This is a genomic window from Nonomuraea insulae (genome assembly GCF_042656245.1).
In genome coordinates this window covers 36884-62897 of the sequence record NZ_JBHSPA010000012.1, presented here as the reverse complement: position 1 = coordinate 62897, position 26014 = coordinate 36884, and the positions used below count along the sequence as shown (strand labels likewise).

The 26014-nt window shown below is 68.1% G+C and carries 22 protein-coding genes; 9 read left to right on the top strand and 13 right to left on the bottom strand.

All coding sequences use genetic code 11. From position 1 onward, the window contains the following. Positions 1-9 precede the first annotated feature (9 nt). A complete protein-coding gene (locus ACFPZ3_RS09375; protein WP_379513589.1) occupies positions 10-243 on the bottom strand; it encodes a helix-turn-helix domain-containing protein in 234 nt (77 codons plus the stop codon). Positions 244-346: 103 nt separating this feature from the next. On the opposite strand from ACFPZ3_RS09375, the gene ACFPZ3_RS09370 reads away from it, so the two are divergent. Further along, on the top strand, positions 347-661 hold the full coding sequence (locus ACFPZ3_RS09370) for a hypothetical protein (protein WP_379513588.1): 315 nt from the start codon (positions 347-349) through the stop codon (positions 659-661). A gap of 140 nt (positions 662-801) precedes the next feature. On the opposite strand, the gene ACFPZ3_RS09365 is transcribed toward ACFPZ3_RS09370, so the two are convergent. From ACFPZ3_RS09365 to ACFPZ3_RS09340, 6 genes are all read right to left on the bottom strand, one after another. After that, a complete protein-coding gene (locus tag ACFPZ3_RS09365; protein ID WP_379513587.1) occupies positions 802-1773 on the bottom strand; it encodes an aldo/keto reductase in 972 nt (323 codons plus the stop codon). Positions 1774-1927: 154 nt separating this feature from the next. Then, entirely contained in the window at positions 1928-2923 is a 996-nt protein-coding gene (locus tag ACFPZ3_RS09360; RefSeq protein WP_379513586.1) for an aldo/keto reductase, read from the bottom strand. Positions 2924-2994: 71 nt separating this feature from the next. After that, complete coding sequence (locus tag ACFPZ3_RS09355) at positions 2995-3762, bottom strand: glucose 1-dehydrogenase (protein ID WP_379513585.1); 768 nt, start codon at positions 3760-3762, stop codon at positions 2995-2997. 72 nt (positions 3763-3834) lie between these two features. Next, positions 3835-4851, bottom strand: a complete 1017-nt coding sequence (locus ACFPZ3_RS09350; protein WP_379513584.1) for a zinc-dependent alcohol dehydrogenase family protein — start codon at positions 4849-4851, stop codon at positions 3835-3837. Between the two features lie 63 nt (positions 4852-4914). Beyond that, positions 4915-5319 carry a (R)-mandelonitrile lyase gene (locus tag ACFPZ3_RS09345; RefSeq protein ID WP_379513583.1) on the bottom strand — a complete coding sequence of 135 codons (405 nt, stop codon included), beginning with the start codon at positions 5317-5319 and terminating at the stop codon, positions 4915-4917. Positions 5320-5385: 66 nt separating this feature from the next. Further along, positions 5386-5712: a carboxymuconolactone decarboxylase family protein gene (locus ACFPZ3_RS09340; protein ID WP_379513582.1), complete on the bottom strand. Its 327-nt coding sequence runs from the start codon at positions 5710-5712 to the stop codon at positions 5386-5388. A gap of 239 nt (positions 5713-5951) precedes the next feature. Here ACFPZ3_RS09340 and ACFPZ3_RS09335 point away from each other — a divergent pair, with 239 nt between their 5' ends. Then, positions 5952-6851 (top strand): helix-turn-helix transcriptional regulator, encoded by a 900-nt coding sequence (locus ACFPZ3_RS09335; RefSeq protein WP_379513581.1) that lies wholly within the window; start codon positions 5952-5954, stop codon positions 6849-6851. 359 nt (positions 6852-7210) lie between these two features. Here the strand turns inward: ACFPZ3_RS09335 and ACFPZ3_RS09330 are convergent, their stop codons facing one another. Beyond that, positions 7211-7606 (bottom strand): VOC family protein, encoded by a 396-nt coding sequence (locus ACFPZ3_RS09330; protein WP_379513580.1) that lies wholly within the window; start codon positions 7604-7606, stop codon positions 7211-7213. 2274 nt (positions 7607-9880) lie between these two features. On the opposite strand from ACFPZ3_RS09330, the gene ACFPZ3_RS09325 reads away from it, so the two are divergent. Together ACFPZ3_RS09325 and ACFPZ3_RS09320 are read left to right on the top strand one after the other, a co-directional pair. Beyond that, on the top strand, positions 9881-10567 hold the full coding sequence (locus ACFPZ3_RS09325) for a tyrosine-type recombinase/integrase (protein ID WP_379513579.1): 687 nt from the start codon (positions 9881-9883) through the stop codon (positions 10565-10567). Further along, positions 10489-11457 (top strand): tyrosine-type recombinase/integrase, encoded by a 969-nt coding sequence (locus ACFPZ3_RS09320; protein WP_379513578.1) that lies wholly within the window; start codon positions 10489-10491, stop codon positions 11455-11457. Before ACFPZ3_RS09325 ends, ACFPZ3_RS09320 begins: the two co-directional genes overlap by 79 nt. 878 nt (positions 11458-12335) lie before the next feature. Here the strand turns inward: ACFPZ3_RS09320 and ACFPZ3_RS09315 are convergent. Together ACFPZ3_RS09315 and ACFPZ3_RS09310 are read right to left on the bottom strand one after the other, a co-directional pair. Beyond that, the gene (locus ACFPZ3_RS09315) at positions 12336-15182 is read right to left on the bottom strand and encodes a glycosyl hydrolase family 95 catalytic domain-containing protein (protein WP_379513577.1); all 2847 of its coding nucleotides are present in this window, start codon (positions 15180-15182) and stop codon (positions 12336-12338) included. A gap of 122 nt (positions 15183-15304) precedes the next feature. After that, positions 15305-16342 (bottom strand): LacI family DNA-binding transcriptional regulator, encoded by a 1038-nt coding sequence (locus tag ACFPZ3_RS09310; RefSeq protein WP_379513576.1) that lies wholly within the window; start codon positions 16340-16342, stop codon positions 15305-15307. A 174-nt stretch (positions 16343-16516) separates the two neighbouring features. Between ACFPZ3_RS09310 and ACFPZ3_RS09305 the strand changes: the two genes are divergently transcribed. From ACFPZ3_RS09305 to ACFPZ3_RS09285, 5 genes are all read left to right on the top strand, one after another. Next, positions 16517-17791 (top strand): ABC transporter substrate-binding protein, encoded by a 1275-nt coding sequence (locus tag ACFPZ3_RS09305; protein ID WP_379513575.1) that lies wholly within the window; start codon positions 16517-16519, stop codon positions 17789-17791. Positions 17792-17869: 78 nt separating this feature from the next. Further along, the gene (locus ACFPZ3_RS09300) at positions 17870-18760 is read left to right on the top strand and encodes a carbohydrate ABC transporter permease (RefSeq protein ID WP_379513574.1); all 891 of its coding nucleotides are present in this window, start codon (positions 17870-17872) and stop codon (positions 18758-18760) included. Continuing rightward, a complete protein-coding gene (locus tag ACFPZ3_RS09295) occupies positions 18757-19668 on the top strand; it encodes a carbohydrate ABC transporter permease (protein WP_379513573.1) in 912 nt (303 codons plus the stop codon). The genes ACFPZ3_RS09300 and ACFPZ3_RS09295 overlap by 4 nt, the downstream gene beginning before the upstream one ends. Next, entirely contained in the window at positions 19665-22073 is a 2409-nt protein-coding gene (locus ACFPZ3_RS09290; RefSeq protein WP_379513572.1) for a glycoside hydrolase family 38 N-terminal domain-containing protein, read from the top strand. Before ACFPZ3_RS09295 ends, ACFPZ3_RS09290 begins: the two co-directional genes overlap by 4 nt. A gap of 73 nt (positions 22074-22146) precedes the next feature. Beyond that, complete coding sequence (locus ACFPZ3_RS09285) at positions 22147-22638, top strand: hypothetical protein (protein ID WP_379513571.1); 492 nt, start codon at positions 22147-22149, stop codon at positions 22636-22638. On the opposite strand, the gene ACFPZ3_RS09280 is transcribed toward ACFPZ3_RS09285, so the two are convergent. From ACFPZ3_RS09280 to ACFPZ3_RS09270, 3 genes are read right to left on the bottom strand one after another with little or no spacing between them, the layout of a single operon-like run. Continuing rightward, on the bottom strand, positions 22635-23999 hold the full coding sequence (locus ACFPZ3_RS09280) for a sensor histidine kinase (RefSeq protein WP_379513570.1): 1365 nt from the start codon (positions 23997-23999) through the stop codon (positions 22635-22637). The two genes, ACFPZ3_RS09285 and ACFPZ3_RS09280, sit on opposite strands and share 4 nt — an antisense overlap. After that, the gene (locus tag ACFPZ3_RS09275; RefSeq protein WP_465263548.1) at positions 23996-24676 is read right to left on the bottom strand and encodes a response regulator transcription factor; all 681 of its coding nucleotides are present in this window, start codon (positions 24674-24676) and stop codon (positions 23996-23998) included. The genes ACFPZ3_RS09280 and ACFPZ3_RS09275 overlap by 4 nt, the downstream gene beginning before the upstream one ends. Positions 24677-24719: 43 nt before the next feature. Beyond that, positions 24720-25655 carry a hypothetical protein gene (locus tag ACFPZ3_RS09270; protein ID WP_379513568.1) on the bottom strand — a complete coding sequence of 312 codons (936 nt, stop codon included), beginning with the start codon at positions 25653-25655 and terminating at the stop codon, positions 24720-24722. Positions 25656-26014 lie beyond the last annotated feature (359 nt).

Here is a 26014-nt window from a genome sequence, read left to right as displayed (position 1 = left end):
TTCTGCTGGTCACAGCAGATTTTCGAGCGGCTCGACTGAACCGCCCCGCCATAAGCGGACGGTGTCTACGCTCACCTGCTGCCGCCGGGCGATCGCGTTGTTGGAGTGGCCGTGTGCGGTGTCCAGCACCATCCGGGCACGGATCACCAGTCGGTGAGGGGCGGTTTGGGAGTAGGCAAGGATCTCCAGCCGTCGTCGTTCGGCGGTGGTCAGGGCGATCTGGCGAACTTGGGAGACGGGCACCGGCGAACTCTCGATCGTTGATCTTCAATGGGGATCTGCTGACACTGCCCTGATCTGCGCTGGTGGTGGCCATGTGACACGCCGGACCGGCAAGATGGCGGCCATGTCCGTCATCCCCGCCTCCGCCAAGACTTCCCTGCGCCAGCGGCTCCGCGAGCACGCCAGAAAGAGCTGGCCTCAACTGGCCACGGTTTACGTGCGCTTTCGCGCGTCGTATGGCTACATCAGCGTGAAGTTGACCGACGGTGATGTCCTGCCGTCGATGCGCCTGCGCTATGACGGTTCAGCCGACCGCTGGGGTGTGGCCATCTACTCGGCGCGCAAAGGCGGCTACGAAGACCAGGTTGGGTTTACCGGCAGCCCAGAAGACTCCCTCGACTTCATGTGCGACCCGTACCTGAGCAAGGCTGACCATTGAAGCCAACCCGCCCACACGATCGACTCTCACGTCAACCCCCCGAGGACTTCCGAAGCCGACCACTAAGACCGGGCCAGACGCTGCACATCGCGTCGGGAGTCGCGCTGATCTGGTCATCCGACAGAGCTCGTTGACCGGAGTTAGAACCAGGACGGTCCAGCGTTGGTGTACGGCTCTTGCAGCTTGACCACTTCCTCGTCCGCCAGGTGGAGGTCGAGGGCCTCGGCCGCCTGCTGGAGGTGGTGGGGTTGGGTGGCTCCGACGATGGGGGCGCAGACCAGCGGGTTGTGCAGAACCCAGGCGAGAGCGACCTGCGCCATGCTGAGGCCACGGGCTTCGGCAACCTGCTGCACCGTGTTGATGACCGGCTGGTCGTACGGGCTGTCGAAGGACTGCACGACGTGGTCGGTACGGGAACGAGTGCTCTGCTCGCCGACGGGGCGAGCGAGGCGGCCCTTGCCGTTCGGTGAGTAGGGCACCAGTCCCACCCCCATGTCGCCGCACATGGCCATCAGTTCCCGCTCGTCCTGGCGGCGCAGGAGGTTGTACTGGTTCTGCATGGATACGAAGCGGGTCCATCCGCCGAGGTCGGCGGCGTGCTGGAGCTTGGCGAACTGCCAGGCGTACATGGACGAGGCGCCGAGGTAGCGCACCTTTCCGGCCTTGACGACGTCGTGCAGCGCCTCCATCGTCTCCTCGACCGGGGTGTCGTCGTCGAAGCGGTGGATCTGGTACAGGTCGATGTAGTCCGTGCCCAGCCGTGCCAGCGACGCATCCACCTGTTCGAGGATCGCCTTGCGCGACAGGCCCTCACCGCCGGGGCCGTCGTGCATCTTGCCGCGGACCTTGGTGGCGAGCACGATGTCCTCACGCCGGGAGTACTCGGCGATGGCGCGGCCGACGATCTCCTCGCTGGTGCCGGCTTGGTAGACGTTGGCGGTGTCCCAGAAGGTGATGCCCAGCTCGACGGCCTGCCGGAAGAACGGCGCGGCCTTGTCCTCGGTCAGCGCCCAGGGGTGGGCACCGGGGACGGTCGGATCGCCGTAGCTCATGCACCCCAGGGCGAGCCGGCTCACCTTCAAACCAGTCGTGCCGAGACGGGTGTGCTTCATGGCGAGGCTCCTTACGAATCACGTGTGGATCTGGGCTGTGAGGAAGACGAAGAAGCCGAGCACGGCGGTCGACAGGGCGGCGGCGGGGCCGTGCGGCTTGCCCCCAGCCGGAGGACGGCGGTGGTCTCGTTCGCGGGCCCAGGGTCTGGCGCGGTCACAGGTTGGTCTGAGCCTCCAGGGAATCGGGATAGCGTCCGCCCTTGATGTCGATGTCGGCGGATGCCCGAGTCAGGTGGGCCAATTCGTCTGCGGTCAGGGTGACGTCGGCGGCGGCGAGGTTCTCCTGCAGCCGGTGAAGTTTTGTGGTCCCCGGGATCGGGACGATCCAGGGCTTGCGGGCCAGCAGCCAGGCGAGGGCCACCTGCCCCGGGGTGAGGCCCTTGTCCGCGGCGAGGGACCTCACCAGGTCGACCATGGCGGTGTTGTGCCGCAGGGCTTCGGTGCCGAAGCGAGGAATCTGGGCGCGCAGGTCGTCGCCCTGCTCGAATCGAGTGGAGGCGTCGATCGTGCCGGTCAGGAAGCCCTTGCCGAGCGGGCTGTAGGGGACGAAGCCGATGCCGAGCTCTTCGCACACGCTCAACACTTCGTCTTCGGGCCGGCGCCACCACAGGGAGTATTCGCTCTGGATCGCGGTGACCGGCTGCACGGCGTGGGCGCGGCGGATGGTTGCGGCGGCGGCCTCGGACATGCCGTAGTGCTTGACCTTGCCGGCCTCGATGAGCTTCTTGACGGCTCCGGCGAACTCCTCGATCGGCGCCTCCGGATTGACGCGGTGCTGGTAGTACAGGTCGATCGTCTCGACGCCGAGCCGCCGCAGGGAGCCCTCGACGGCGCGGGGCAACTCATCGGGGGTCAGCATCCGGCCGCGGGGCTTGCGCTCGAGGGGGTCGATGTCCTGGGCGAACTTCGTCGCGATGACGACCCGGTCGCGGAAAGGGGCCAGCGCCTGCCCGAGGAGTTCCTCGTTCGCGTGCGGGCCGTAGACCTCGGCTGTGTCGAAGAAGGTGACACCGCGATCGACGGCGGCGTGCAGCAGCGAGATCATCTGCTGCCGCTCGGGGCGGCCGCCGTAGCCGCCGGTCATGGTCATGCAGCCGAGGCCGAGGGCGGAAACCTGCAGGCCGCTGGTGCCGAGGGTGCGCTTGTGCACGTGGAGCTCCCGGTGGTCGGTGGGTGGTGAAGGTGTTCGATGGTGGCGGGCCTTGAGAAGCGGCGGCCCGGTCAGTGCGCGGTGAAACCGCCGTCGACGGGCAGGGCGACACCGACGATGAAGCCGGCACCCGGGCTGCACAGCCACAGGACGGCTTCGGCGACCTCTTCGGCCTGGCCGAGCCGTCCGATGGGCTGCTGCTTGAGGATCTCGGCCATGGCGTCGGCCTGGCCTTCGAGCATGTCGGCGACCATTGGGGTGTCGATCACGCCGGGGCAGATGGCGTTGATGCGGATGCCCTTGGGGGCGTACTCGACCGCGGCGCTCTTGGTCAGGCCGATCACGCCGTGTTTGGAGGCGTGGTAGGCGGCGCGCTCGGGCAGGCCGACCAGCCCGCCCAGGGAGGAGCAGTTGACGATGGCTCCGGAGCCCTGGGTGCGCATCTGGCGCAGCTCGTGCTTCTGGGCAGCCCAGACGCCGCGCAGGTTGACGGCGTTGACGCGGTCGAACTCCTCGGCGCTCTCGTCGGCGGCGTCCGAGGGCGGGGCCTGGATCCCGGCGTTGTTGAACGCTATGTCCAGGCGGCCGTAGGTGTCCACCGCGCTGCCGACCATGGCGGCGGCCTGGTCCTCGTCGGTGACGTCGCACACCACACCGATGGCCTGGTGGCCGGCGTCGGTGAGGTCCCTGGCGGCGTTCTGAACGGCGTCCTTGTTGAGGTCGGCCAGCACGACGGCGGCACCGGCCTGGGCGAAGGCGCGGGCGGCGGCCAGGCCCATGCCGGAGGCCGCGCCGGTGACCAGGGCGACCTGGCCTTCGAAGTTGTACTGCGGGTTCATGAGTGGGTTCCAATCTCCGGGCCGACGCGCGTGCCGCCCGGGTGCTGAGCAGGTGTGGTGCTGCGCGGTGTGTCAGGGGCGCAGCAGGGTCTTGATGGCGCGGCGCTCGTCCATGGCCTGGTAGCCCTCGGCTGCCTGGTCCAGGGGCAGCTCCAGGTCGAAGACCTTGCCCGGGTTGATCCGGCCGTCCAGGACGCGGTTGATGAGATCGGGCAGGAAGGCGCGGACGGGGGCGGGGCCGCCGCGCAGGGCGACGTGGGAGAAGAACAGCTCCTCGCCGTCGATCTGCACGCCGTGGGGGACACCGACGAAGCCGACGTTGCCGCCGGGCCGGGTGGAGCGCAGGGCCTGCTGCATGGACTCAGGCGTGCCCACGCACTCCAGGACGGCGTCGGCGCCGACGCCGCCGGTCAGCTCCTTGACCTGGGCCACGCCTTCCTCGCCGCGTGCGGCGAGGATGTCGGTGGCGCCGAACTCGCGGGCCAGTTTCTGCCGCGGCTCGTGCCGAGACATAGCGATGATCCGCTCGGCCCCCAGTTCCTTGGCGGCGATGACCGCACACAGCCCGACTGCGCCGTCCCCGACCGCCACGACGGTGTCGCCCGGCTTCACCTGGGCGGCGACGGCCGCGTACCAGCCGGTGCCCATCACGTCGGAGCAGGCCAGCAGGCTCGGGAGGTGCTCCTCGGCGACGTCGCCGGGGACGTGGACGAGGGTGCCGTCGGCGAGCGGGACGCGGACGTAGTCGGCCTGGGCGCCGCCGACGAACTCGCGGTGCAGGCAGCTGGTCTGGTAGCCGTTTTCGCAGTTGGGGCAGGTGTTGTCGGAGGCGAAGAACGAGCCGACCACCAGCTGGCCGGGCTTGATGCCGGTCACCTCGTTGCCGGCCTCTTCGACGATGCCGACGTACTCGTGGCCGCCGGGTGTGGGCTCGGTGACCTTGTTGATGCCGCGGTAGTCCCACAGATCGGAGCCGCACACACAGGTGGCGACGGTGCGGATCACCACGTCGGTGGGTTGCTGAAGGGTGGGCTTGGGCCGGTCTTCGACCCGGACGTCGCGGGGGGCGTAAAGCACAGTTGCGCGCATGATTCTTTCCCTCATCGCGAGACAGGGGCGGGGCGCCGGAGGGTTCCCGGGCGCCCGCAGAGGTCAAAAGGTGCGGGCGGGGCGGCGGGAGCCGGTGTACTGGTCATCCGTGACGTGCTCCAGCCAGTCGACCTCGTCGCCCTCCCACAGCGCGATGTGCGCCATGAACCGGTCCGGGGCCGCGCCGTGCCAGTGCTCCTCACCGGCCGGGGTGAAGATCACGTCCCCGGGGTGGGCCTCGACGATGTCGCCGCCACGGGACTGGATCAGGGCCAGACCCTCCACGATGTAGAGGGTCTGGCCCAGGCCGTGGGAGTGCCAGGCGGTGCGGGCGCCCGGCGCGAAGCGCACCATGTTGGCCCGCGCGCGGGAGAGGCCCTCGCCGCGGTAGATCACATCCGCCCACGCATCCCCGGTGAACATCTCCGCCGGCAGCTTCGCCGTCGCCGGAGGCTGGACAATCTCCATGATCGTGCTCCTTGCATACATCTTGTCGCGGCCGCGCACAGGTCAGGGGGAGAGGGAGCGGAAAATTCAGGAACCGGTCAGGACGCTGCGGGCGACCGTGAGAGCGGACATGGCCTTGGGCCATCCGGCGTAGAACGCCAGGTGCGTGATCGTCTCGATCAGTTCCCTGTCGCTCACCCCGTTCTCACGGGCCTTGCCGAGGTGGAAGGCGAGTTGCTCGGTGCTGCCGCTGGTGATCAGGCTCGCCACCGTGACCAGGCTCCGGTCCCGTCCAGACAGGTCCCGGTTCTCCCACACCTGCCCGAACAGCACGTCCTCGCTGTATCCGGCCAGCGCCGGGGCGATATCCCCGAACTGCTCACGCGGACCCCCGGTCTGCTTGTTCTCCGGCATCGACGGCTCCCTTTCCGCATGGATACCCGGCACGTCCCGCAGCGGCGGGGCACGGGCAGCTGCTTTCATTCCGCCCTGCGCTCACCATGGGCGCCACGGGAGCGGGCGGGCGGCCAAGAGTTGGCCTGCGATCAATGAAACAGCAGTTCAGAGGCGTATGAAAGGACCTCTTGTTACGTGTATTGGCAGTACACCCCTTGCTCGTCGGGACAGTCGTGGATCGTCGTAGCCTCGAAGGCATGGACAACCGAAGCGAGGTCCGCGAGTTCCTCACCAGCCGCCGCGCGAAGATCACCCCGCAGCAGGCCGGTCTTGCCGCCTCCGGGCATCGGCGGGTCAAAGGGCTGCGCCGCGAGGAGGTCGCGATGCTCGCCGGGGTCAGCGCCGAGTACTACGCCCGGATGGAACGCGGCAACCTCTCCGGCGCATCCGAAGCCGTCCTGGACTCTCTTGCCCGTGCCCTCCAACTGGACGACTCCGAGCGCGCCCACCTCATGGACCTGGCCCGCACCGCCGGCACCACCCGCCGCCCCGCACGTCGCCGCAGCGCGCAGCCCATCCGGCCTGCCCTGCAACAGCTTCTCGACGCGATGAGCGACGCGCCTGCCTTCATCCGCAACGGCCGCCTCGACATCCTGGCCACCAACCGACTCGGCAAAGCCCTGTACTGGCCCCTTTTCCAGGACCCCGTCCGGCCGGTCAACCTCGCCCGCTACCAGTTCCTCAACCCCGGCGCCGCCGAATACATGACCGAACTGGACGCCCAGCGTGCCACCGCCGCCGCCCTCCTGCGCACCGAAGCCGGACAAGATCCTTACAACCGCGACCTGAGTGACCTGATCGGAGAGCTGTCCACCCGAAGCGAAGCCTTCCGCACGCTGTGGGCGGCCCACAACGTGCGCCTGCACCACACCGGCATCAAACGCTTCCACCATCCCGCCGTCGGCGACCTGACCCTCGCCTTCGAAGCCCTGCCCATCCCCACCGACCCGGGCCTGACCCTCACCGCACTGAGCGCCGAACCCGCCACCCCCGCCCACGACGCGCTGAAGCTGCTGGCCACCTGGTACGCCACCCTCGACCACAACGACCCCACCACCCCCGCCCCCGCCCGCGCCGAGGGCGAACGCAGCCGATAGAGGTGGACACAGCGTTCACCATGGGTGAAGGGCGTTCTCAAGGCACCGCGAAGCGGTTGACCCAAGCGACCCGAGCAGGCAGGGCCGTTGAAGGCGCCGTCGGCGGGGTAGTCGAGGCCATCGCCGCCGTACAAGGTGTGCGAACCGTCGCCCTCCACCTTCATGATCACCGCTTCCACCTGCGCGGCGACGCCGTGCTCGGCCAGGGCATAGTGCAAGGTCAGGCAGCCATCCACACAGCAGCCAGAGCCTTTGCCGTCTTCAGCGACATTCCACAGCCACACCCTGAACGACCAGAGCGGACAGCCCGTCCTGCGCTCACCGACCGCCTACGACCACCAAGCCTTAGGACCGATCATCTAGCTGGACGGTGCCAGGGTGCGCAGGACATCGAACTCGTTGCCCTCGGGGTCGGTCATGACCACCCAGCTCTGGCCGGGGCCCTGGCCCACGTCCACCTTGGCGGCGCCGAGGCCGAGCAGCCTGACCACCTCATCGTCAGTACTGCCGTCGATCGGGCTGACGTCGAGGTGGAGCCGGTTCTTCACAGTCTTGCCCTCGGGCACCCGGACGAACACCAAAGTGGGCGGCATCTGGCGGCCCCGGACCTCCTCGATGGTCGGCTCCCAGGAGCCGATCTCGACCTTGCCCTCGCTCCGGTCGATCACCTTGAAGTCCAGAACCGCGCACCAGAAGGCCGCGAGGCGCTCTGGATCGTGGCAGTCGACAACCAACTCGGTGAACCTACTGGTCATTACACCCCCAGGCAGTGCGGACAGGTGCTCAGCCTATGGGGCCGCGCCACCCGTCCGGCAAGTCAGGGATCGCTACGACAACCAACCCTTGGAATCGATCATCTAGTCATAGGAGGTCCCGTTCCGGGTCCGCTACCTTGCTCGCTCAGACGACTGTTCACCGTCTGATCCGATGACGCAGCAGGGTTGGCGTCCATCTCTCTAACAGCCTTCTAGAGGAGCTCTACCGGTCGGCTTCGGGGAACGATGCCGCAGGTCGGCATTGTGACGTCGTCCACTCGTTGTAGGACAGGCACAGGCGCGCATGCCGGATTCGGCTGTTCCACTTACTGAAATGCATCGTTCGGCTGACGCACTGGCCGGCCGGGGCACGAGTCGGTAGTCCTCGTCCCATCTGCCGAGTACCCGCGTACCGAAGTTGAGGGCCACGATCCAGTGGTCGCCGCGTTTCCAGTCGCAGACCTTGATGCTCTTAAGATCGTCAAAGACTGTGGCGCTTCCCACGGATGTACCGTCCGTCCAGCGCACTGCCAGCGCGTGTGCAGGCATGGCGGACATGGCGAGCAGCGCCGCGATCAGGGGAATGGCAAACAGATGGCGCATCGCGATACCTCGGATCGGAATGGGAACTGATTGGTCCCTTTAGGTGACGCTCGAGAAGAGGCTTGCGAACGGCTGAGCCTGCGGCGTCGTGTTCTTCTTTGTCCTGGTGCGCTCGCCGTGGGCTCACGGCCCGTGCTCCGACTGCGGGAGATGTCGGCGCGAAGGTGAGGGGTAGACGCCGTCAGGGCGAGAGGATGGAACATACGCCTTCGGTTCGGGTGAGCAGGTCGTCATCGTGTCACTGTGACCCCCGTCGCCCTCCCAGATCTTGCACGTCAGAGCCTTCCTGGCGTGGCTTGATCAACACTTGGCCGACACCTCGGAAATGGGGGCGCTGGACCAAGTGGCTCCGCTGCGCGCTTGTCCCGGACCCGACTGCGGATCCAGAGGGGAGCGGATCGCTGACTTGAACAGCCGCGAGCGGGACGAAGACGATGCTTCACAGAAGAGTAAAACGAGCGGTCACGAGCAGATCTGTTCCGCAGAGGAGCGCAGAACGGCAGCCACCGTGACGGCATGTGAACTCGGCCGGAGGCGGCTTGACCAGTGCTTGGACGGGTTTGGGGTCAAGCCAGGCGTGTCCCGCCCGGCGACCCTTCCATCATGTCCTTCTGTTGGGTGTCGTTCTGGTCTGGCTTTACGATGCAGCCCGAGGTGGTCGATACGCGACGGCGCAAACAGGCGCAATTCGTCCTCGCTATCGCACCACCAATGTGCCGGACGCGTGCCGAAGAGCATGTGACGAGCATGAACTCGGCCATCTTCATCTCGCAGAAGAGGGTCGAGAATCGAGAAAGTGCAGGTCAGATCGGGTATGGAGTGGTAGGGCGCCCGGGGCTCGAACCCGGAACCTACGGATTAAAAGTCCGGAGCTTTGTTTCCACGTGTCAGAGCGTGCTGTGTTCTGTTGCACGGGGTGCAGAAGTGCCAGCGCAAATGCGTCTAATCTGCACGTTCATTCACAAGGTGCTGGCGGCGATTTGTCCGTGAATGTCATGGATTCGAAATCGTGTGTCGCTGTTGGTTGCTCGGTGCAGGTGCTGCTGGGTTTGACTAAAGATTGACCTATCGCGCTGTCCTAACTCGGCCTTTCTGGCCGGTATTTCAATAAGTGACAGGGATGATTCGCTCGCCAGATCGGGCCGTCTGATGGTGACCGTACAGTCCAGCCACTTCGCCGAATCTTCATGCTGTGCCGTGCACGCCAGCTGAGGCCACCGCCATGCGATCAGCGCGGGGCCCTCTCGTGAGGCCGGCGTTCTCCGGCCGAGGCGTGCAACCGGATGCCCAGGGCTCGGCCGGAAGGTTCGCCGGGGGCATGTGACCAGCGGATATCGCTTGACATGGGTGGTGAAGGTGGGCGTCGATACCGACCGCCCCGGACCAGCCGGTGGCCCGAACGTCCCCGCTGCGGCCCATGACGGGCCTGTACGGGCCGTTGGGGGCCGCCCTTCGGCCCGGGGCACGGCAATCCCCATTCCGGGCCGCTGGGCGGCGGTGTGCGCGGTGATGGGCCGGGTACGCGATGCCGCCGGTGGCGTCCGGCGCCGGTCATACCAGTGCCGACAGGGCTCGGCGGGGTGCGGGGATGGGGGAGCGCCGCAGGAAGCGCGACGTCGAGCAAACCGGCGACGCGAGGTCAGCGAACAAGGGAAAGGCGCGACAGCGACGATGAACGGAACCACCTTCAAGACGTGTTCCTGCCGGGATGAGGCGACCGGCAAGAAATTGGGCAAGGCATGTCCGAAGCTGCGCCGCCCGGGTGGCGGGGAGTGGTGGAGCAGTACTCATGGCCGGTGGGCCTACCAGCTCGAGCTGCCTGCGCACGCGGACGGGCGGCGGCGTAACCCGCTGCGTCGCCGGGGCTTCGACACGCTGGAGGAGGTGGAGGCCGAACTGGTGCACGCCCGCGCCCTGCTGGCGCTGGATGAGGACCCGCACATCCAGCGGAAGATCGCCGAGCTGATGCTGTCCGTGCTCAAGGATGCCAAGGCGCTGCCGCCGGTGGAGGAGGTGCGGCGCAAGGTCCGCACCCGCCAGGACCTCAACCCCACCGTCACGGTCGCCGAGTGGATGCAGGAGTTCCTGCGGCGTAAGCGGAAGATCGATGCCACCACCCGCCGCTCGTATGAGGCGCACATCCGCCTGTACTTCACCCCCTACCTGGGCGATATCCGGTTGGACCGACTTCGGGTGTCGGATGTCGGGGGATGTTCGATGCGATCGAGGAGTTCAACGACGTCATCGTCACCGAACGCGGCAGCGGCGACCCGACCCGCGTGGCATCGGTCCGCTACCGGCGGCCGGTCGGCCCGGCCACCATGCACCGCATCCGCGCCACCCTCCGGCACGCGCTGAACATCGCGATCAAGCAGGACCGGTTGATCGACTTCAACCCGGCGGCGGTGGTCGAACTTCCCGACGCTGACCGCCCCAAGGCGTTGGTGTGGACCGATGAGCGGGTCGCCGACTGGAACCGCGACCTGCAGGATCGGCTCGATGTCGAGCAGCAGCGGCGCGGGGCCCGGCTGAGCCGCGCCAGCATGATCAACGTGTACGCGTCCGTGCCGCGACCGTCGCCGGTGATGGTCTGGACGCCCTCGCACACCTACACCTTCCTCGCCCAGGCGGCCACCCACCGGCTGTCGGCTCTCTATCGGCTGATCGCTCTACGTGGGCTGCGCCGGGGCGAGGCGGTCGGGCTGCGCTGGAAGGACGTCGACCTGGCCGCCGGGACGGCTGGGGTGCATTGGCAGATCACCCAGTTGGGTTGGGAGCCGGTGCAGGGCAGACCGAAGACTGAAGCCAGCGACCGCACCGTCGCCCTCGACGAAGACACCGTCAGCGCGCTGCGCGGGCACCGCAAGCGGCAGGCTGCCGAACGGCTGGCCGCAGGCGAGGCCTGGACCAACAGCGGGTTCGTCTTCACCGACGAGATCGGCGGGCCGCTGCATCCGCAGCAGGTCAGCGACCACTTCTACCAGCTGGCCTTCCAGGTGGGGCTGCCGCCGGTACGGCTGCACGACCTCCGCCATGGGGCCGCCTCGCTGATGCTGGCTGCCGGGGTCGATTTGAAAGTCGTGCAGGAGACACTCGGCCACGTTTCCTCCACCTTCACCCGCGACACCTACACCAGCGTCTACCCCGAGGTGGCCCGCGCCGCCGCAGAATCCACCGCAGCTCTCGTCAACACCGCAGCTGCAGGCGCTCAGACCGCCCGGCTGATCACCCTGCCGAACCACACCTAAGACACCACCACCTGAACCACCGAACCCAGCAGGCCCGCCGATCCTTTCGGCGGGCCTGCCTGTTTGTCCTCAAGGTTTGTCGCACAGATAGCGCAGCCGATCGACCTCCAGCCTGCGCTGGAGGCGGGCCGAGAGGATCCCTACGAGAGCAGCGGATCATTTATCTGCTGGTCACAAACGGCCTTGTCGGAGAAACGAGCCCACTTGGACAAGACTTGACCAGCCATCAGGCCATCACTGACCAGCAACGCTGTGCCGGTCTTCGGGCTTGATCTTCGGATGGTCGTCTCTGGGGTCTGAGCTGACGGTGGCGGTCTAAATGATCTACCGCGATACACGGTCCGTACACAAGAGCAACCACCGAGCAACCAACCATGATCAACAACGAGATCAGAGGCTGGCGGAAACCGAGAAACCCCAGGTCGAACGCGGTGTTGGTGAGTAGGGCGGGTGGGACTTGAACCCACGACCCACGGATTATGAGTCGGTTCGATCAATGCCGCCCAGTGCCGCCGAGTGTCGATCTGTGCCGTTGCGGCAGGTATTCTCCACGCTGTCGTGTCAGGCTGTGCCTATGAGTGCCGCGCTGTATTGCATACACGCGAGCAACCACCGAGCAACCACGCGTTCCTGACCATCGGCATTGTACGTATTTGTCCCCGTCTGAGCAGGCTGTGTAGGGCCCAAACTTAGCGAAGAGGCTAAAGCTCCACTGCAGATCGAATCGTACGAGCAACCACGGAGCAATCAGAGGCCGACGTGGTGTCCATGAGCCAGGTCTGGGGCGGCGGAACCGGTCGCCGTGCGTCTTCATCTCCAGCCCGGCGCTGACCGTGACCTCGTCCATGGTGCGTTCCTCCGCCCTGGTATCCGGCCGGTCAGCTGATGGCCAGGTCGTCGATGTAGCCGCGGTAGCCGCCGGACGTGCCGGGATGGTCGTAGCCGACCAGGATCCGGCTGATCTGCTTGCCGGCGCTGCGCGCGTCCAGGTCGACGGTGATGTGGTTCCAGCTGTCGAGCGTCAGGTGGCCGCACTGCCGGGCCGGGTGGGCGCCGTCGCCCGTTTGGTCGACGGCGCCCGAGTCCCGCAGGCTGCTCCCGTCGGTGAAGATCAGATCGATGGCGACGCAGGTGCTGTTCGTGGAGCCCGCGGGCACCCAGCTGCTGGTGGCGTTGCTCTGCGGGTAGATCCAGTAGCTGAGGGTCTTGTCGGTCCCGATCGCGAGCGGGCCGCCGCTGAGATCGTAGACCTTCAGATAGGCGTGGACGTCGCTCCCGCCCTGCCCGGATCCGGAGTACATGAGGGAGCCGCTCCCGGCGCGCGCCGTCTCGCCGGTGCGGAGGCCCGCTTCGGGAGAGGTGAGCCCGCAGCAGATCCCGGTGACGCCCGACAGGCCGCCGCCGGCGGAATCGACGGTGTCGCTCCAGGTCGGCGCCTGGTCCGAGGACTCGAAACCGGTGCCGAAGGAGCTACTGGGGCCGCTCGACAGGGGCTGGGTGAGCTGTGCCTGGATCGTCGACAGCGACGTCCCGGAGGGGGCGAGGAGCAGGGTGTCGCCCGCCGACGTCGCGATCGTGATCTTCGATCCGGAGACGGTGCCCGTGTTCGCGCCGTTGCGGTACACCTGGACACTCCCGGCCCAGGGGTTGGTGAAGGTGAAGCCGCCGCCGCTCTGGCTGACGGACCGGATGTACTGGACGCTCCCCGAGACGCGGCTGCTGGAGATCAGGAAGCCGCCGTGGGCGAGCAGGTCGCCGAACTTCGCGTTCGTGCCCGTCGGCCAGGCCGGGAACACCTTGACATCGTTCTGGAACGACTGCATCAGCATCTCGTTGAGGCCCGAGGTGATCACGTTGACGTTCTCTATGCCGCCGCCGTTGTGGTGGACGGCCATGTTCGGGTAGCTCTGCCCGGTGGCCTCCTCGTGCAGGCCCGCGAGGATCGTCGAGGGGTTGTAGCCGACCCGGGCCGCGGCCACGTAGAACGTCGCCGGCGCGTTGCCGCCGTGCCAGGCGTTGGTCAGCGCGCCGATGGTGTTGCGGCCCGCCTGCAGCAGGGCCGGGTCGCTGTCCAGGCCGACGAGGTTCCCCGGGTAGATCGGCTGGGCGACGATGTCGTTGCCGTCGTTGATGAAGTCGCTGCCGACCTCGGTCTCGCGCAGGACCGTCTGGCCGTTCAGCGTCATCGTCGGCAGGGCGCTGAGGTGGGAGACGATGTTCTGCCAGGTGGCGCGCGGGCCCGGGTCCTGGCCGAGCGCGGTGCTCATGTCGATCAGCCCGCGGAAGAGCAGGTTCACCAGGCCGAGGGACATGCCGCTGTTGGTCTGCGGGTAGCTCTGGCCCTCGTGCGGGGCGTCGTTGGTGATGACGTACCGGTTGTTCGCCGCGTCCCAGGTCAGGTAGTTCTGCCAGAAGAGCCCCGCCTGCTTGAGCCACGGGTACACGGTGGCCGCGTAGGAGGTGTCGCGGGTGTGCTGGAACCGCATGACCATGACGCTCGCGAGGTTGGCGGCGTTCGACTTCTGGTTGTGCAGGTTCATGTCGGCGCTGGTGCCCTTGGGCGACAGGCCCACCGGGTAGAGGACGCCGCTGAAGCCGTTCTGCGAGGCGAGTGCCTGGCCGGCCGACAGCCAGTCCAGGACGGGCTGGTCATAGGGGGCGAGCTGCTCGATGTGGTTGGACGACAGGCCGGCGTAGAACGGCGCCTGGTAGTTGTAGTTCGTGTGGTAGTCGCCGTTCCAGTTCATCGGACCGGTGATCCAGTTGCCCCAGAGGCCGGGAGCGTACTTGCCCGCGCGTGCCACGCAGCCGAGCAGGTACAGCGATCCGTACCAGCCCTTCTCGACCGACTTGTCGGGGATCTCGACGTAGGACTTGGACCAGAAGCGCTGCCACCAGGACCGGTGCGAGGCGTTGCGGTCGGCGACACCCTGCTGGGTGAGGCCGCCCACGACCGTGTCGGCGGCCGGCTGCCAGCCGCCGCTGTCGATGCTCGAGACGATCCCCGCGACCAGGGTGGACGTGCCGCCGGGCTGCAGTGTCAGGGTGATCTTGTTGCCGGAGATCGACTGGCTCTGCCCGATGGTCCGGGCCGCGATACGGGCACGGGGATCGGAGCCCGTCCCGGTGTCCGCGGCGACGTCGGCGTCCAGAGTGCCGCCGGAGGACGACACCGAAGGGGTGCCGCCCGCGCCGTTCTGCAGTGTGATCCCGATGTTCTGGGCGCTGCCGCCGGTCAGGGCGAACGAGGTGGCGACCATGCCCCGGTTGGCGTCCACCCAGGTGGTCGTGGTGAGGGTCTGGCCGCCGAGGGTGTAGGTCCCGCGGACCTCGGCGTGGCCGATGTCCTGCACCACGTTGTAGGACGACCCGCTGAGCCCGGCGGCGCTGAGCACGATCCGGCCCAGCGGCTTGATCACGTGGCTGGAGCCTGAGAAGAAGTCGTTCTTGCCGATGTACAGGGTCTGGTTGGAGATCGTCCCGCCGATCGCGACACCGAGGTCGCCGTTGCCCAGGAGCGGTGCGTCGACTGCTCCGCCGCCGCTCAGCGTGGTCGGCGGGCTGGTCCAGGTGCCGCTGTACCGCTGGGCGACGCGCCAGGCCTGATCGGCGGTGACCGAGTCGGCGATCGCCGGCCGGGCCAGGGCCGTCGTCACCATGGTGCAGGCGATCGCCACGACGGTGGCGACGCTCACAGCCCGTACGAGCCGTCCCGAAATGCTCATGAATCCGGACCTCTCAAGTCGCAGCAAGGGATGGAGTGCCGAGAGGAACCGGCGGTGGAAGGGCACCGCCGATAACGTTATCCGGAAGGGTGAGGGGGCCGGGGCCGTGTGTCAAGAGCCCGCTATGGAGCCGTCGCCGGCGAAGGCGCCGGGACCTCCCCGGAGCCGCGTGTCCTCAGGGAGACGGGCACGACGACGGTCCGCACCGGGCGGCCCGGATCGGCGATCCGGGATCGCAGCAGGTCAACGGCCGTCCGGCCGATCGTCATGGTGTCCTGGGCGACGACCGTCAGCGGGGGTTGAAGCAGATCCGACAGCGGGACCTCGTCGAAGCCGACGATCGCGATGCGCGAGGCGATCTGCGGCCCCAGGGCGCGCAGGACCGCGATCGTCGTGTCCATGTTGCCGGTGACCAGCGCCGTCGCGGGCTCGGAGTTGTTCAGCGCGGAGTCGAGGGCCGCGGCCACCCGGTCGGCGGTGAGCTCGCCCGGGTGGACCAGGCCCGCGACGGGCAGCCCGTGCGCGACCAGGGCGGCGCGGAAGGCGGCCGCCCGCTCCCGTCCGGAGAAGACGCGCTCGCTGTCGCCGATGTAGGCGATCCGCCGGTGTCCGTGCTGGTGGAGGTGGTGGAAGGCCATCCCGATGCCCTGCGCGTTGTCGGACATCACGCAGTCCACCGAGATCCCGCTCATCGGGCGGTCCATCGAGACCAGGGGCATCCCCGCCTGCAGCTCGGGCTCCAAGTAGCTGTGGCTCTCGCCGATCGGCTCGACGATGATCCCGTCGAGCCGCTGCCGGCACATCGACACCAGGATGTCGCGCTCCCTGGCCTCGTCGAAGTCGGTGGAGGACGCCATCAGGGTCAGCCCCGACTCGCGGGCCTTCTGCTCGATCGCGGCCAGCTCGGGGTTGATCTCGGCGATGCGCCGGACCGCGGCGCCGATCGTGCCGGTCACGCCCGTGCGCAGCTGACGGGCCCGCTCATCCGGGCGGAAGTTCAGCGCCTTGATAGCGGCCCGGACCTTCGCCCCATACTCCGGCCCGACGGTCGGATCGTTGTTGACCACGCGCGACACGGTGCGCAGGGCCACCCCGGCCTCACGCGCGACATCGTTCATGGTCGGCCGCTTGGGCCGGCCCGCGCCCCTGGCTGGGCTCATCCGCGCACACTCCTCAACGACTCCGGCCCCGACCCGATCCAGCGGAAGTTATCGGAGCAGGTCTTGACACGTCCCTGCAACATGCGCATTCTCGGGATAACGTTATCCCGCCGACTGGCTCGCGTCGAGACATGCCATCCGATCGGGTTCACAACATCCCCAGGAGAAACATCCATGCGGCACCCTCGTTTGCTCGCGGCTTGCCTCGCCGCAGGGCTCACCTTACTCGCCGGCTGCTCCGCGGCCTCGCCCGACGGAGCGAAGGGCGGATCCACCCTCACCTACCTGACGTTCGAGACCCCTAGCCTGACCTCGACGTTCTGGGACACCTCGATCGCCAACGCGCAGAAGCAGGTGCCCGACCTAACGATCAAGAAGCTCACCGCCCCGAGCACCGACCGTGACGCCTACGCCAAGCAGCTCCAGGCGTCCGGGCAGTTCCCCGACCTGCTGCAGTCGATCACCCCGTCGACCTTCGTGCGGGCCGGCCTCCTCAAGCCCTACGACCAGGCCTGGGTCGACGCCAACTTCCTCCTGCCGCAGGGCAACGCCTACAAGAGCCAGGTGTACATCCCGCCGACCAACTCCCAGATCATCCCGATGGTCTTCTTCAACAAGACCCTCTTCGCCAAGGCGAAGATCGCCGGCCCGCCGAAGACCTGGCCGGAGTTCGTGGCGGTGTGCGCGAAGCTCAAGGCCGCCGGCATCACCCCGATCGAGCTCGGCGGCGGCGACCCGTTCGCCGCGTCCATGCCACTGGTCGGGATCCTGTCCGCCGACATCCTGGGCAAGAACCCGGGCTGGCTCCAGGACCGCTACGCCGGCAAGGTCAAGTTCTCCGACGAGAACATCAAGACGGCCGTGGCCAAGTACCGGACCCTCGCCAAGAACGGTTACTTCGAGGACGGCGCGCTCGGCGTCAAGTACGCCGACTCGATCAAGAACTTCACCTCCGGCAAGACCGCGATGTACATGATGGGCAGCTGGTTCCTCGGCTCGGTGCCGAAGGACCACGCCGACGACTTCGGCGCGTTCCTGACCCCGGCCGACGACGGTTCGCTCGTGGTGCCCTTCGCGGTCGGCGGCTCGATGGCCATCAGCGCCAAGACCGCCTCGCCGGAGAAGGCGACCGCGTTCGCGCAGGCCTGGTCGCTCGACCCGGACAACTACAAGGCCCTGATCGAGGGCGATGGCGCCTTCCCGATGCTCAAGGGCAAGACGCTGGACGACTACCACGTCGACGTCACCCAGGTCTTCAAGGACTCCTACGCCTATGTCCTGGACAAGAACGCCAAGGTCTCGTCGTTCGGCTGGGCCACCAACGACGACTCCATGCCGTCGGGCCTGAACGACGCCTTCTACACGGCGAGCCAGGCGCTGTACAACTCCGACGACATCGCCGGTCAGATGAAGAAGCTGGACGACGCCTGGGACGCGGCGACCAAGTAGCGACCAGACGTCCGGCTCCGGAGCCCAGCCCGCAGCGGCCCGGGCTCTGCCCACCCCGACCTCCGCCAAGGAAACGCCATGACCTCCCGCGCCCGCTTCCGCCGTGGCGATCCGCTCCTGACCGCGATCGCCCTGCTCGCGATCGGCCTCTACGTCCTCTTCATCACCGTCCCGGTGATCATGAGTGCGTGGACGAGCCTGACCGATGAGAACCCGCTTCTGGCCCGTTCGAACTTCATCGGCCTCGACAACTACCTCGAAATGGTCCATGACCACGCCCTCAAGGCGAGTCTTGGCTTCACGCTCCTGCTGACGGCCGGGGTGACGGTCGTCGCGAACGCGATCGGCATCGGGTTCGCACTACTGCTGAACAGGACCTCGCTGAGCTTCCGGATGATGCGGACGGTCGCGTTCCTGCCGCAGGTCCTGTCGGGGGTCATCGTCGGCTTCGTCTGGCGCTACCTCCTCGCGCAGGACGGCATCCTCAACGGGCTGCTGACCGGCGCCGGGATCGTCGACGAGCCGATCACCTGGCTGGGCAGCCCGCACCTGGCGATGTTCTCCGTGGGCCTGGTGTCGGCGTGGGTGCTGTCGGGCTTCACGACGGTCGTGCACCTGGCCGCGCTGCAGTCGATCCCGGTCGAGCTCTACCAGGCGGCGCGCGTCGACGGCGCCGGAGCCTGGCAGCGGTTCCGGCGGATCACGTTCCCGATGGTGGCGCCCGGCACCACGATCAGCGTCACGATCTCCCTCATCACGATGCTCAAGCTCTACGACATCATCGCCGCCCTCACCTCGGGTGGCCCGGCCGATTCCACCCAGTCGACCGCGCTGTACATCATCAAGCTCGCCTTCACCGGTGACCGGTTCGGCTACGCCTCATCCGTGGCGATGCTGCTGCTGTTCGTCTCGGCCCTCATCGCGCTGTCGGTGACCGGCCTGCTGCGCCGCCGGGAGGTCGACCTGTGACCACAGGATCTGTGACCAGCGCGAAGACCTCGCGTCCCGTCCCGGTGCCTCCCGCGCGGGCGCCGCGCCGCAGGAGCAGCCGCCGGACCTGGGGAGGACGCGGCCACCTGGTGGCCGCCGGCCTGCTGACCCTGGCCTTCGTCTCCCCGATCTACCTGACGATCGTCAACGCCTTCAAGTCTCAGGCACAGATTCTGGACAACCCGGCCGCGCCTCCCGCGCCGCCGACCATGCGGAACATCACCGACGCGCTGGGCCGCTCCGACAAGATCATTCAGATCGGCCTGACGAACTCCGCGGTCACGGTCGTCGTCTCGGTACTGCTCATCATCCCGATCGGCGCGGCGCTCAGCTTCTGGCTGACCAGGCGCCCGGCTCGGTTCCGGCGGACCGTCCTCGCCTTCTTCTCCGCCGGACTCATGATCCCGCCGGCGGTCGTGCTGCTCCCGACGATCCGCATCCTCACGTTCCTGCATCTGGACCACACCTATCAGGGCCTGATCCTCGCGAACGTCGGCGGCGGCTACCTGTCCTTCGCGGTCTTCGTCTACTCCGGTTTCCTCCGGGCCATCCCCTCAGAGATCATCGAGGCGGCGGGCATCGACGGCGCGGGGCTCCTGCGGATCTGGTGGACGATCTTGATGCCGCTGCTGCGGCCCGCCACCGCCACCGTGGCGATCTTCCTGTCGCTGTGGATCTGGAACGACTTCATGAATCCGCAGTTCATCCTCGGCCCGCTGCACGGCCAGACGATCACCACCGGCCTGTACGTCTCGCTCGGCCAGTACTCCACCAACTACGCCCAGCTGTTCGGCGTGATGTTCCTGGCCGCGGTCATCCCGGTCGCCGGATACCTCGCCCTGCAGAAGCAGTTCATAGCGGGCCTCACGACGGGAGCCACGAAGTGACCGACGCGCCTGTAGAGATCGAGGAGATCCTCGTTCTGCACCACAGCCATCTGGACGTCGGCTACACCCATTCCCAGCCGGTCCAGTGGCGGCTCCAGGCCGAGTACATCGACCAGGCCGTCGAGTGGCTGGAGCGGACCGCCGATCTGCCCGAGGACCACCGGCCGAAGTGGACCTGCGAGGCGACCGAGCCGGTGCGGCGCTGGCTCGCGGGTGCCTCCGCGGAGCGGATCGGCCGGTTCCGTGGCCTCGCCGACCAGGGCAGGATCGGGCTGTCCGCGCTGCGCTGGCACGTCAGCGCCACGATCGACCGGCCCGGCATCCGGCGGCTGCTGGCCGGCAAGCGAGAGCTGGAGGAGGCGTTCGGCCGCGAGATCCCGGTCGCCTGCCAGCACGACGTCAACGGTGTCCCGTGGCCGATCGCCGACGAATTGCTGGACGCCGGCGTCGACCTGTTCGTCATGGCGATCAACCGGCATCTGGGACGGCCGGTGGAGCCCCGGCCGGGGCTGTTCGCCTGGGAGGCCCCGTCCGGACGGCGGCTTCGCGTCTTCAACGGAAGCCACTACACGATGTTCGACCAGCTCCTCAACGCCTGGGACGACTCGGTCGAGCAGATGGCCAAGGGCTGGGACTCCTTCCACGAGCAGCTGACGTGCACCGGTTACCGGCTGCCGTTCGTGTACCTCACCTCCACCTGCTCCCCGATCATGTGGGACAACGCGCCGCCGAACCCCTATCTGCCGGATCTGATCCGCCGCTGGAACGAGCAGCAGCGCGGCCCCCGCATCCGGTACGCCACCTTCGACGACCTGAGGGAGCGGATCGGCCGCATTCCCGACGGGGAGATCCCGGTCCAGCGGGGCGACTGGACCGACTACTGGAGCTTCGGCGTCGGCAGCACGCCGATCGCCACCGCCGTCAACCAGCGGACCAAGGCGCTGCTGGCGACGGGGGAGGTCCTGGGCGCCACCCCGCAGACGCTCGCCGCCGCGGCCGAGCACGCCGACATGTTCGACGAGCACACCTTCAGCTACTTCGACAGCGACCCGGGGCACCCGCAGGCGCAGGCGATCGAGGCGATGAAGGAGGCGGACGCGTTCGCGGGCAACGAACTCGCGGCGTTCGCCGTGATGGACGCCATGGAGGGGCTGGCCGGGAACCCGGTCGCGGACAAGGGGATCGCGGGCGTGCTGATCTGCAATCCGACTCCCTACGCGCGCACTGTGGCCGTCGATGTGCCGGAGGACTGGTTCGCCGCTCCGTCCCCGGCGACGGAGCGGACCTACCGTCCCAGCCGGATGTCCTACGGCAACCGCCCGTGGCGGGTGCCCGCACCGGGGGAGCGCCGACGGCGGCTCGGGGCGATCGATCTGGCTCCCGGCTCCTGGCGCATCCTCGATGCCGGCGATCTGCCCGCGGGGGAGTTCCCGGTGCGGCCGACACACGAGCTCGTCAGGCGGGAGAACTCGGCGCGGGAGCTCAACTTCGCGGCGGCCGTCGACCGGGTCGCGGCGCTCGGACGGATCGAGTCGCCCTTCCACGTCCTTACCTATGACCCGTCCTCCGGACGGATCCTCACGCTGACCGACCGCCGGACCGGCCAGGAGGTGCTGCGCCCCCGCCCGGGCATGGACCTGATGTCGTTCGTACGGGAGCGCCCCGATCCGCTTGTGGACGCCTCCCGCAGGGCCTTCTACCAGCGCGATCTGGACCGGGAGATGGTGGACGAGTCCTGCTGGCAGCCGTGGACGCCGATCAGGGAGCCCGCCGAGCGGGTCCTGTCCTGCGAGGTCCAGGAGCAGCCGGGACGCGTCGTCCTGGAACGCTCCTTCGCCGCACCGGGGACCAGGCGCCTCACCCAGCGGATCACCTTCGACGCCCTCGACCCCGTCATCGCCGTGGACATCGACATCGACCTCGACGGCGACGCGTCACCGACGGGCATCTACCTCGCTCTCCCGCTGGCGATGGACGAGGGCTGGAACGCCTCCTTCGACACGGCGGGCGCGTGGGTGACGCTGGACCGCGACCAGTTGCCGGGGGCGTCCCGCGGCTGGGTGACGGCCGAATCCACCGCGGTGATGTGGGATCGGACCCGCACGGTCGCGCTCCTCACCCCCGACGCTCCGCTCGTCCAGTTCGGCGGCTTCGGCTTCGGGCCGCCACCGGACGAGATCGAGCGCACCGGTGATCCGCTGCTCCTCAGCTGGATCGCCAACAACTACTGGGACACCAACTTCCCGCAGGTCCAAAGCGGCCTCCTGACCCTGCGGTTCGGCCTGCTGACGCTCGCCGAGCCCGACCGCCACGAGATCGCCGCACGGTCTTCCGGCCTGCGGAACCCGGTGCTGACCTGGCCGGTGACGACCGGGGGCCGCCGGCCCTCGCGAGGAGTGCTGTGAGCTACGAACCCGACCCTGTTGAGGCCGGTCGAGGTCATGGGGAAGTGGCTTCTCTTCGGGTAAGGCGGTACAGGTGTCCGCCCGGCGTAACGGTGGGCACGATGAACTCCTATGCTCAGCGCTCGTGTTTCTATGCCTGCTGTATCTGCTGATGGTCCGGTTGTTCGGCTGGCTGACGCTCCTCACGCGAAGCGACGCATCCAAGGAGCTGGAGATCCTGGTGCTGCGACACGAGGTCGCCGTGCTGCGCCGTCAGGTCGCCCGGCCGAGACCGGACTGGGCCGACCGGGCGCTGCCGGCCGCGCTGGCACGGTTGCTGCCCAAGCGGCTCCGGCTCCACCGAATCGTGACACCAGGCACCTTGTTGACCTGGCATCGCCGGCTGGTCACCAACCGCTGGACTTACCCGGATACGGTCGGGCGTCCGCCGGTCCCGGACGAACTGCGGGACCTGGTGGTCCGGTTGGCCCAGGAGAATCCCCGATGGGGGCACCGGCGGATCCGGGGTGAACTGCCCGGCCTCGGCCATCTGGTGTTTCGAGCGGCACAAGGGCCTCCAAGCTAGGGGCCCGCGTGGTCGGTGCACGTCGGCAGTACCAGCCGCAGGAGCGCGCCGCCTTGGCCTGGCACGGCTTCGGCCGTCCCGCCATGAGCCTCGGCGACCTGCCGGACGATGGCCAGGCCCAGACCTGAGCCAGGGTGCGCGCGGGCCGCGGGTGATCGGTAGAAGCGGTCGAAGATGAATGCGAGGTCGCTGTCGGGGATGCCCGGGCCGGTGTCCTCGACGTCGAGCGCGCCCCCCTTGACGCTGATCCGGATCCGGCCGTCCGGTGGGCACCATTTCACGGCGTTGTCGACGAGGTTTGTGACAGCGCGTTCCAGGGCGTCGGGATCTCCGTGGACGAGGGTGGGGGCGCACGTCAGCTCGAACTCGATCTGTGGTGCCCGGCGCGACGCGCGGGCCGCGACGCGCTCGGCGACGAGGTCGAGGCGGACGTCCTCGGTGTGGAACGCGGCCTCGCCGTAACGGGCCAGGTCGACCAGGTCGTTGACCAATGTCCTGAGTTCGCCGGCCTGGCCGAGCGCTTCGGCGGCGAGCAGTGGGGCCTGTGCGTCGGCCGGGTTCTCCGCCAGCAGTTCGAGGTTCACCGTCAAGCTCGTCAGCGGTGTGCGCAGTTCGTGCGAGGCGTCGGCCACCAGGCGGCGCTGGGCGCCGACCGATTCGTCCAGGGCAGTGGTCATCGCGGCGAACGCCGAGCCGAGCCGGCCGATCTCGTCCCGGCTGTCGGCGGAGATCGGGATGGCCAGGTCGCCGGTCCTGCGGATCAGTTCGACGGTCTCGGTGAGCTGATGTACCGGGCGTAGGACGCGGCGGGCCGCCAAGCGTGAGGCCAGTGCCGCCAGGAGTCCGGCGGCCACCGTCGAGCCGGCGAGCAGCCAGGCGAGTCCGCCCAGCGTGGGTGCGGGATCGGATTGCGGGATGGCCGTACGCACGAGCGCTCCCCGTGATCCGGGCAGTTGGGCGGTGTAGACGCGGTAGGCGATGCCGTTGTAGGCCGCGTCACGGAAGTAGGGGCCGACGACGCCTTCCGCGACGGCGACGTCGCGGACGGTGAGGTCGACGAACTTCGTCGAGGGCCCGATCCGGACCGGGCCCGGCACGATCTGCAGTTGGGTGTTGCCGATACCCAGCGGAACGGCCGGGAAGTCCGGCTCCTCGTTGGGCTCGGCGTACTTGGCCTCGGTGTACTTGGTCTTGATGGCCGCGGCCACGGTAGGGGCCTGGTCGGCGGCCACCAGCAGGGTGCTGTCCATCTGGCTGCGGAGGTTGGCCTCCACGGCCGGATACAAGACCATCGATACGAGCACCAGGGCGCCGGCGACCACGGAACCGCCGGCGATGGCCAGCCTGGTGCGCAGGTTCATGGCTCCTCGCGCAGGACGTATCCCAGGCCGCGCACCGTCTGGATCAGCCTGGTGCCGCCGTCCGCCTCGAGCTTGCTTCGCAGGTAGCTGATGTAGACCCATAAGGCGTTCGACTCCGGGCCGAAGTCGTAACCCCAGACGGACTCGAAGATCTGGGTCCGGCTCAGCACCCGGTGGGGATTGCGCAGGAACAGCTCCAGCAGGGACAGCTCCGTCTTGGTCAGGTCCAGGCGCCGACCGGCGCGCTCGGCCCGGCAGCCGCTCAGGTCCAGGTCGACGTCGGTGAAACGCAGCACCTCGGTTCTGGCCCCGCTGCGCCGGAGCAGGGCCCTGAGCCGGGCTCGCAGCTCGTCCAGGGCGAATGGCTTGGCCAGGTAGTCGTCGGCCCCCGCGTCGAGCCCGGCGACCCGGTCGGTGACCAGGTCGCGGGCCGTGAGCATCAGGATCGGCGTGTCGTGCCCGCCCGAACGCAGTGTCCGGCACACCTCCAGCCCGTTCGGCTCAGGCATGAGGACGTCGAGAACCACCGCGTCCGGGCGGAACACGCCGTGCTCGGTGAGGGCGGACGTCCCGTCAGGGGCGGAGGACACGTCGTAGCCGTCCCGGCGCAACGCATGTTCCAGAGACCGCCGCACGGCGGGGTCGTCGTCCACCACAAGTATCCGCATGCTCGCCATCCTCGCCGTCGAGCCCGAAGTCTGCTGTGAGATACGGCGGGTGTCAGCCCTTGGTCTTCGCCGGCTGCTTCAATATGCGCAGAGCGATGGCGAGCCGGTCGGAGCTGACCCCGAGCGAGGCGGCGATGTCGCCGAAGGCTTTGGAGCTCGGATCGATCACGCCCAACGCCATCACAGTGTCCAGAGCCTCCTTGGCCTTGGCCTGATCGACGCCGAGCGCGGCGGCCACAGACGCCGCAGCGGCCTCGGTGCTGAACGGTGAGTTCCGCGATCGGTCCACGCCCTCATGATCCTTGCTGTCTTTCTTGGCGTTGTTGTCGCTGGTCGGTCCTGGCTGGCCGATCAGCGATCCCAGGGCGTCCTGGACCTGCGGGACCGGCAGCTCCAGGTTGGCCGCCACCGCCGCGACGATGGTGTCCGTCGTGACGTCGGCCGAGTCGGCCAGCGACCTTTTGACGGCGACCAGCGCGGCGGCGAGCCGGTCGGTCGTCACCCCAAGCTTCGCGGCGACCGCGGCCAAGCCATCGTCCGCCTTGGACTTCCCGTCCACCTTGGATTTCTCATCCAGCGAGCTCTGCTGGCCGTCCATGCGCTTCTTGTCCAGTCTGCCCTGGTCATCGCTAGCCATTTCCGACTCGGCGAGCATCGGCGCCAGGGCGTCCTGGACCTGCGGGACCGGCAGCTCCAGGTTGGCCGCCACCGCCGCGACGATGGTGTCCGTCGTGACGTCGGCCGAGCCGGCCAGCGACCTTTTGACGGCGGCCAGCGCGGCGGCGAGCCGGTCGGTCGTCACCCCAAGCTTCGCGGCGACCGCGGCCAAGCCATCGTCCGCCTTGGACTTCCCGTCCACCTTGACCGTCGCGGATTCGGACCTCACGGGGCCGGGTGTCGGAGTCGAGCCGGACGCAGCCGCCGGACCGGTCGCGGCCAGCACGGCGAGCGTTGCCGTGCCCACGACCAGCCGTGTGCGGTTCATCATGGTGATGCCTTTCGTCCATGGAGCGCGCCGGACGAGAGCCGGCGCCGTGAGGACGACCCAAACATCGCCGCCTCTGGTGTGGTTTCAGCTGGCTTTAAAGGTTCCTTAGAGCGGCTACGTTCGCCCCGGCATTGCCAAGGGTCGATCATGTCGCTGACGCATGGCACCGCACGCGGGTCCCGTTCGTCCGGGGGCTGATCTCCTCCAATTCGCGCCTCTCGTCCTTCGCCGTTGACACCGGGCCAGGGTGTGGACAGCAGGAGCGATTGGGTGAGGAACTGGAGCCGGATGGTGTCCCGCTCGGAAACCCGGTTTCGTACTGTGAGCTGGGGTTTCGCTGCGCGAGCAGGGCGGTGGCT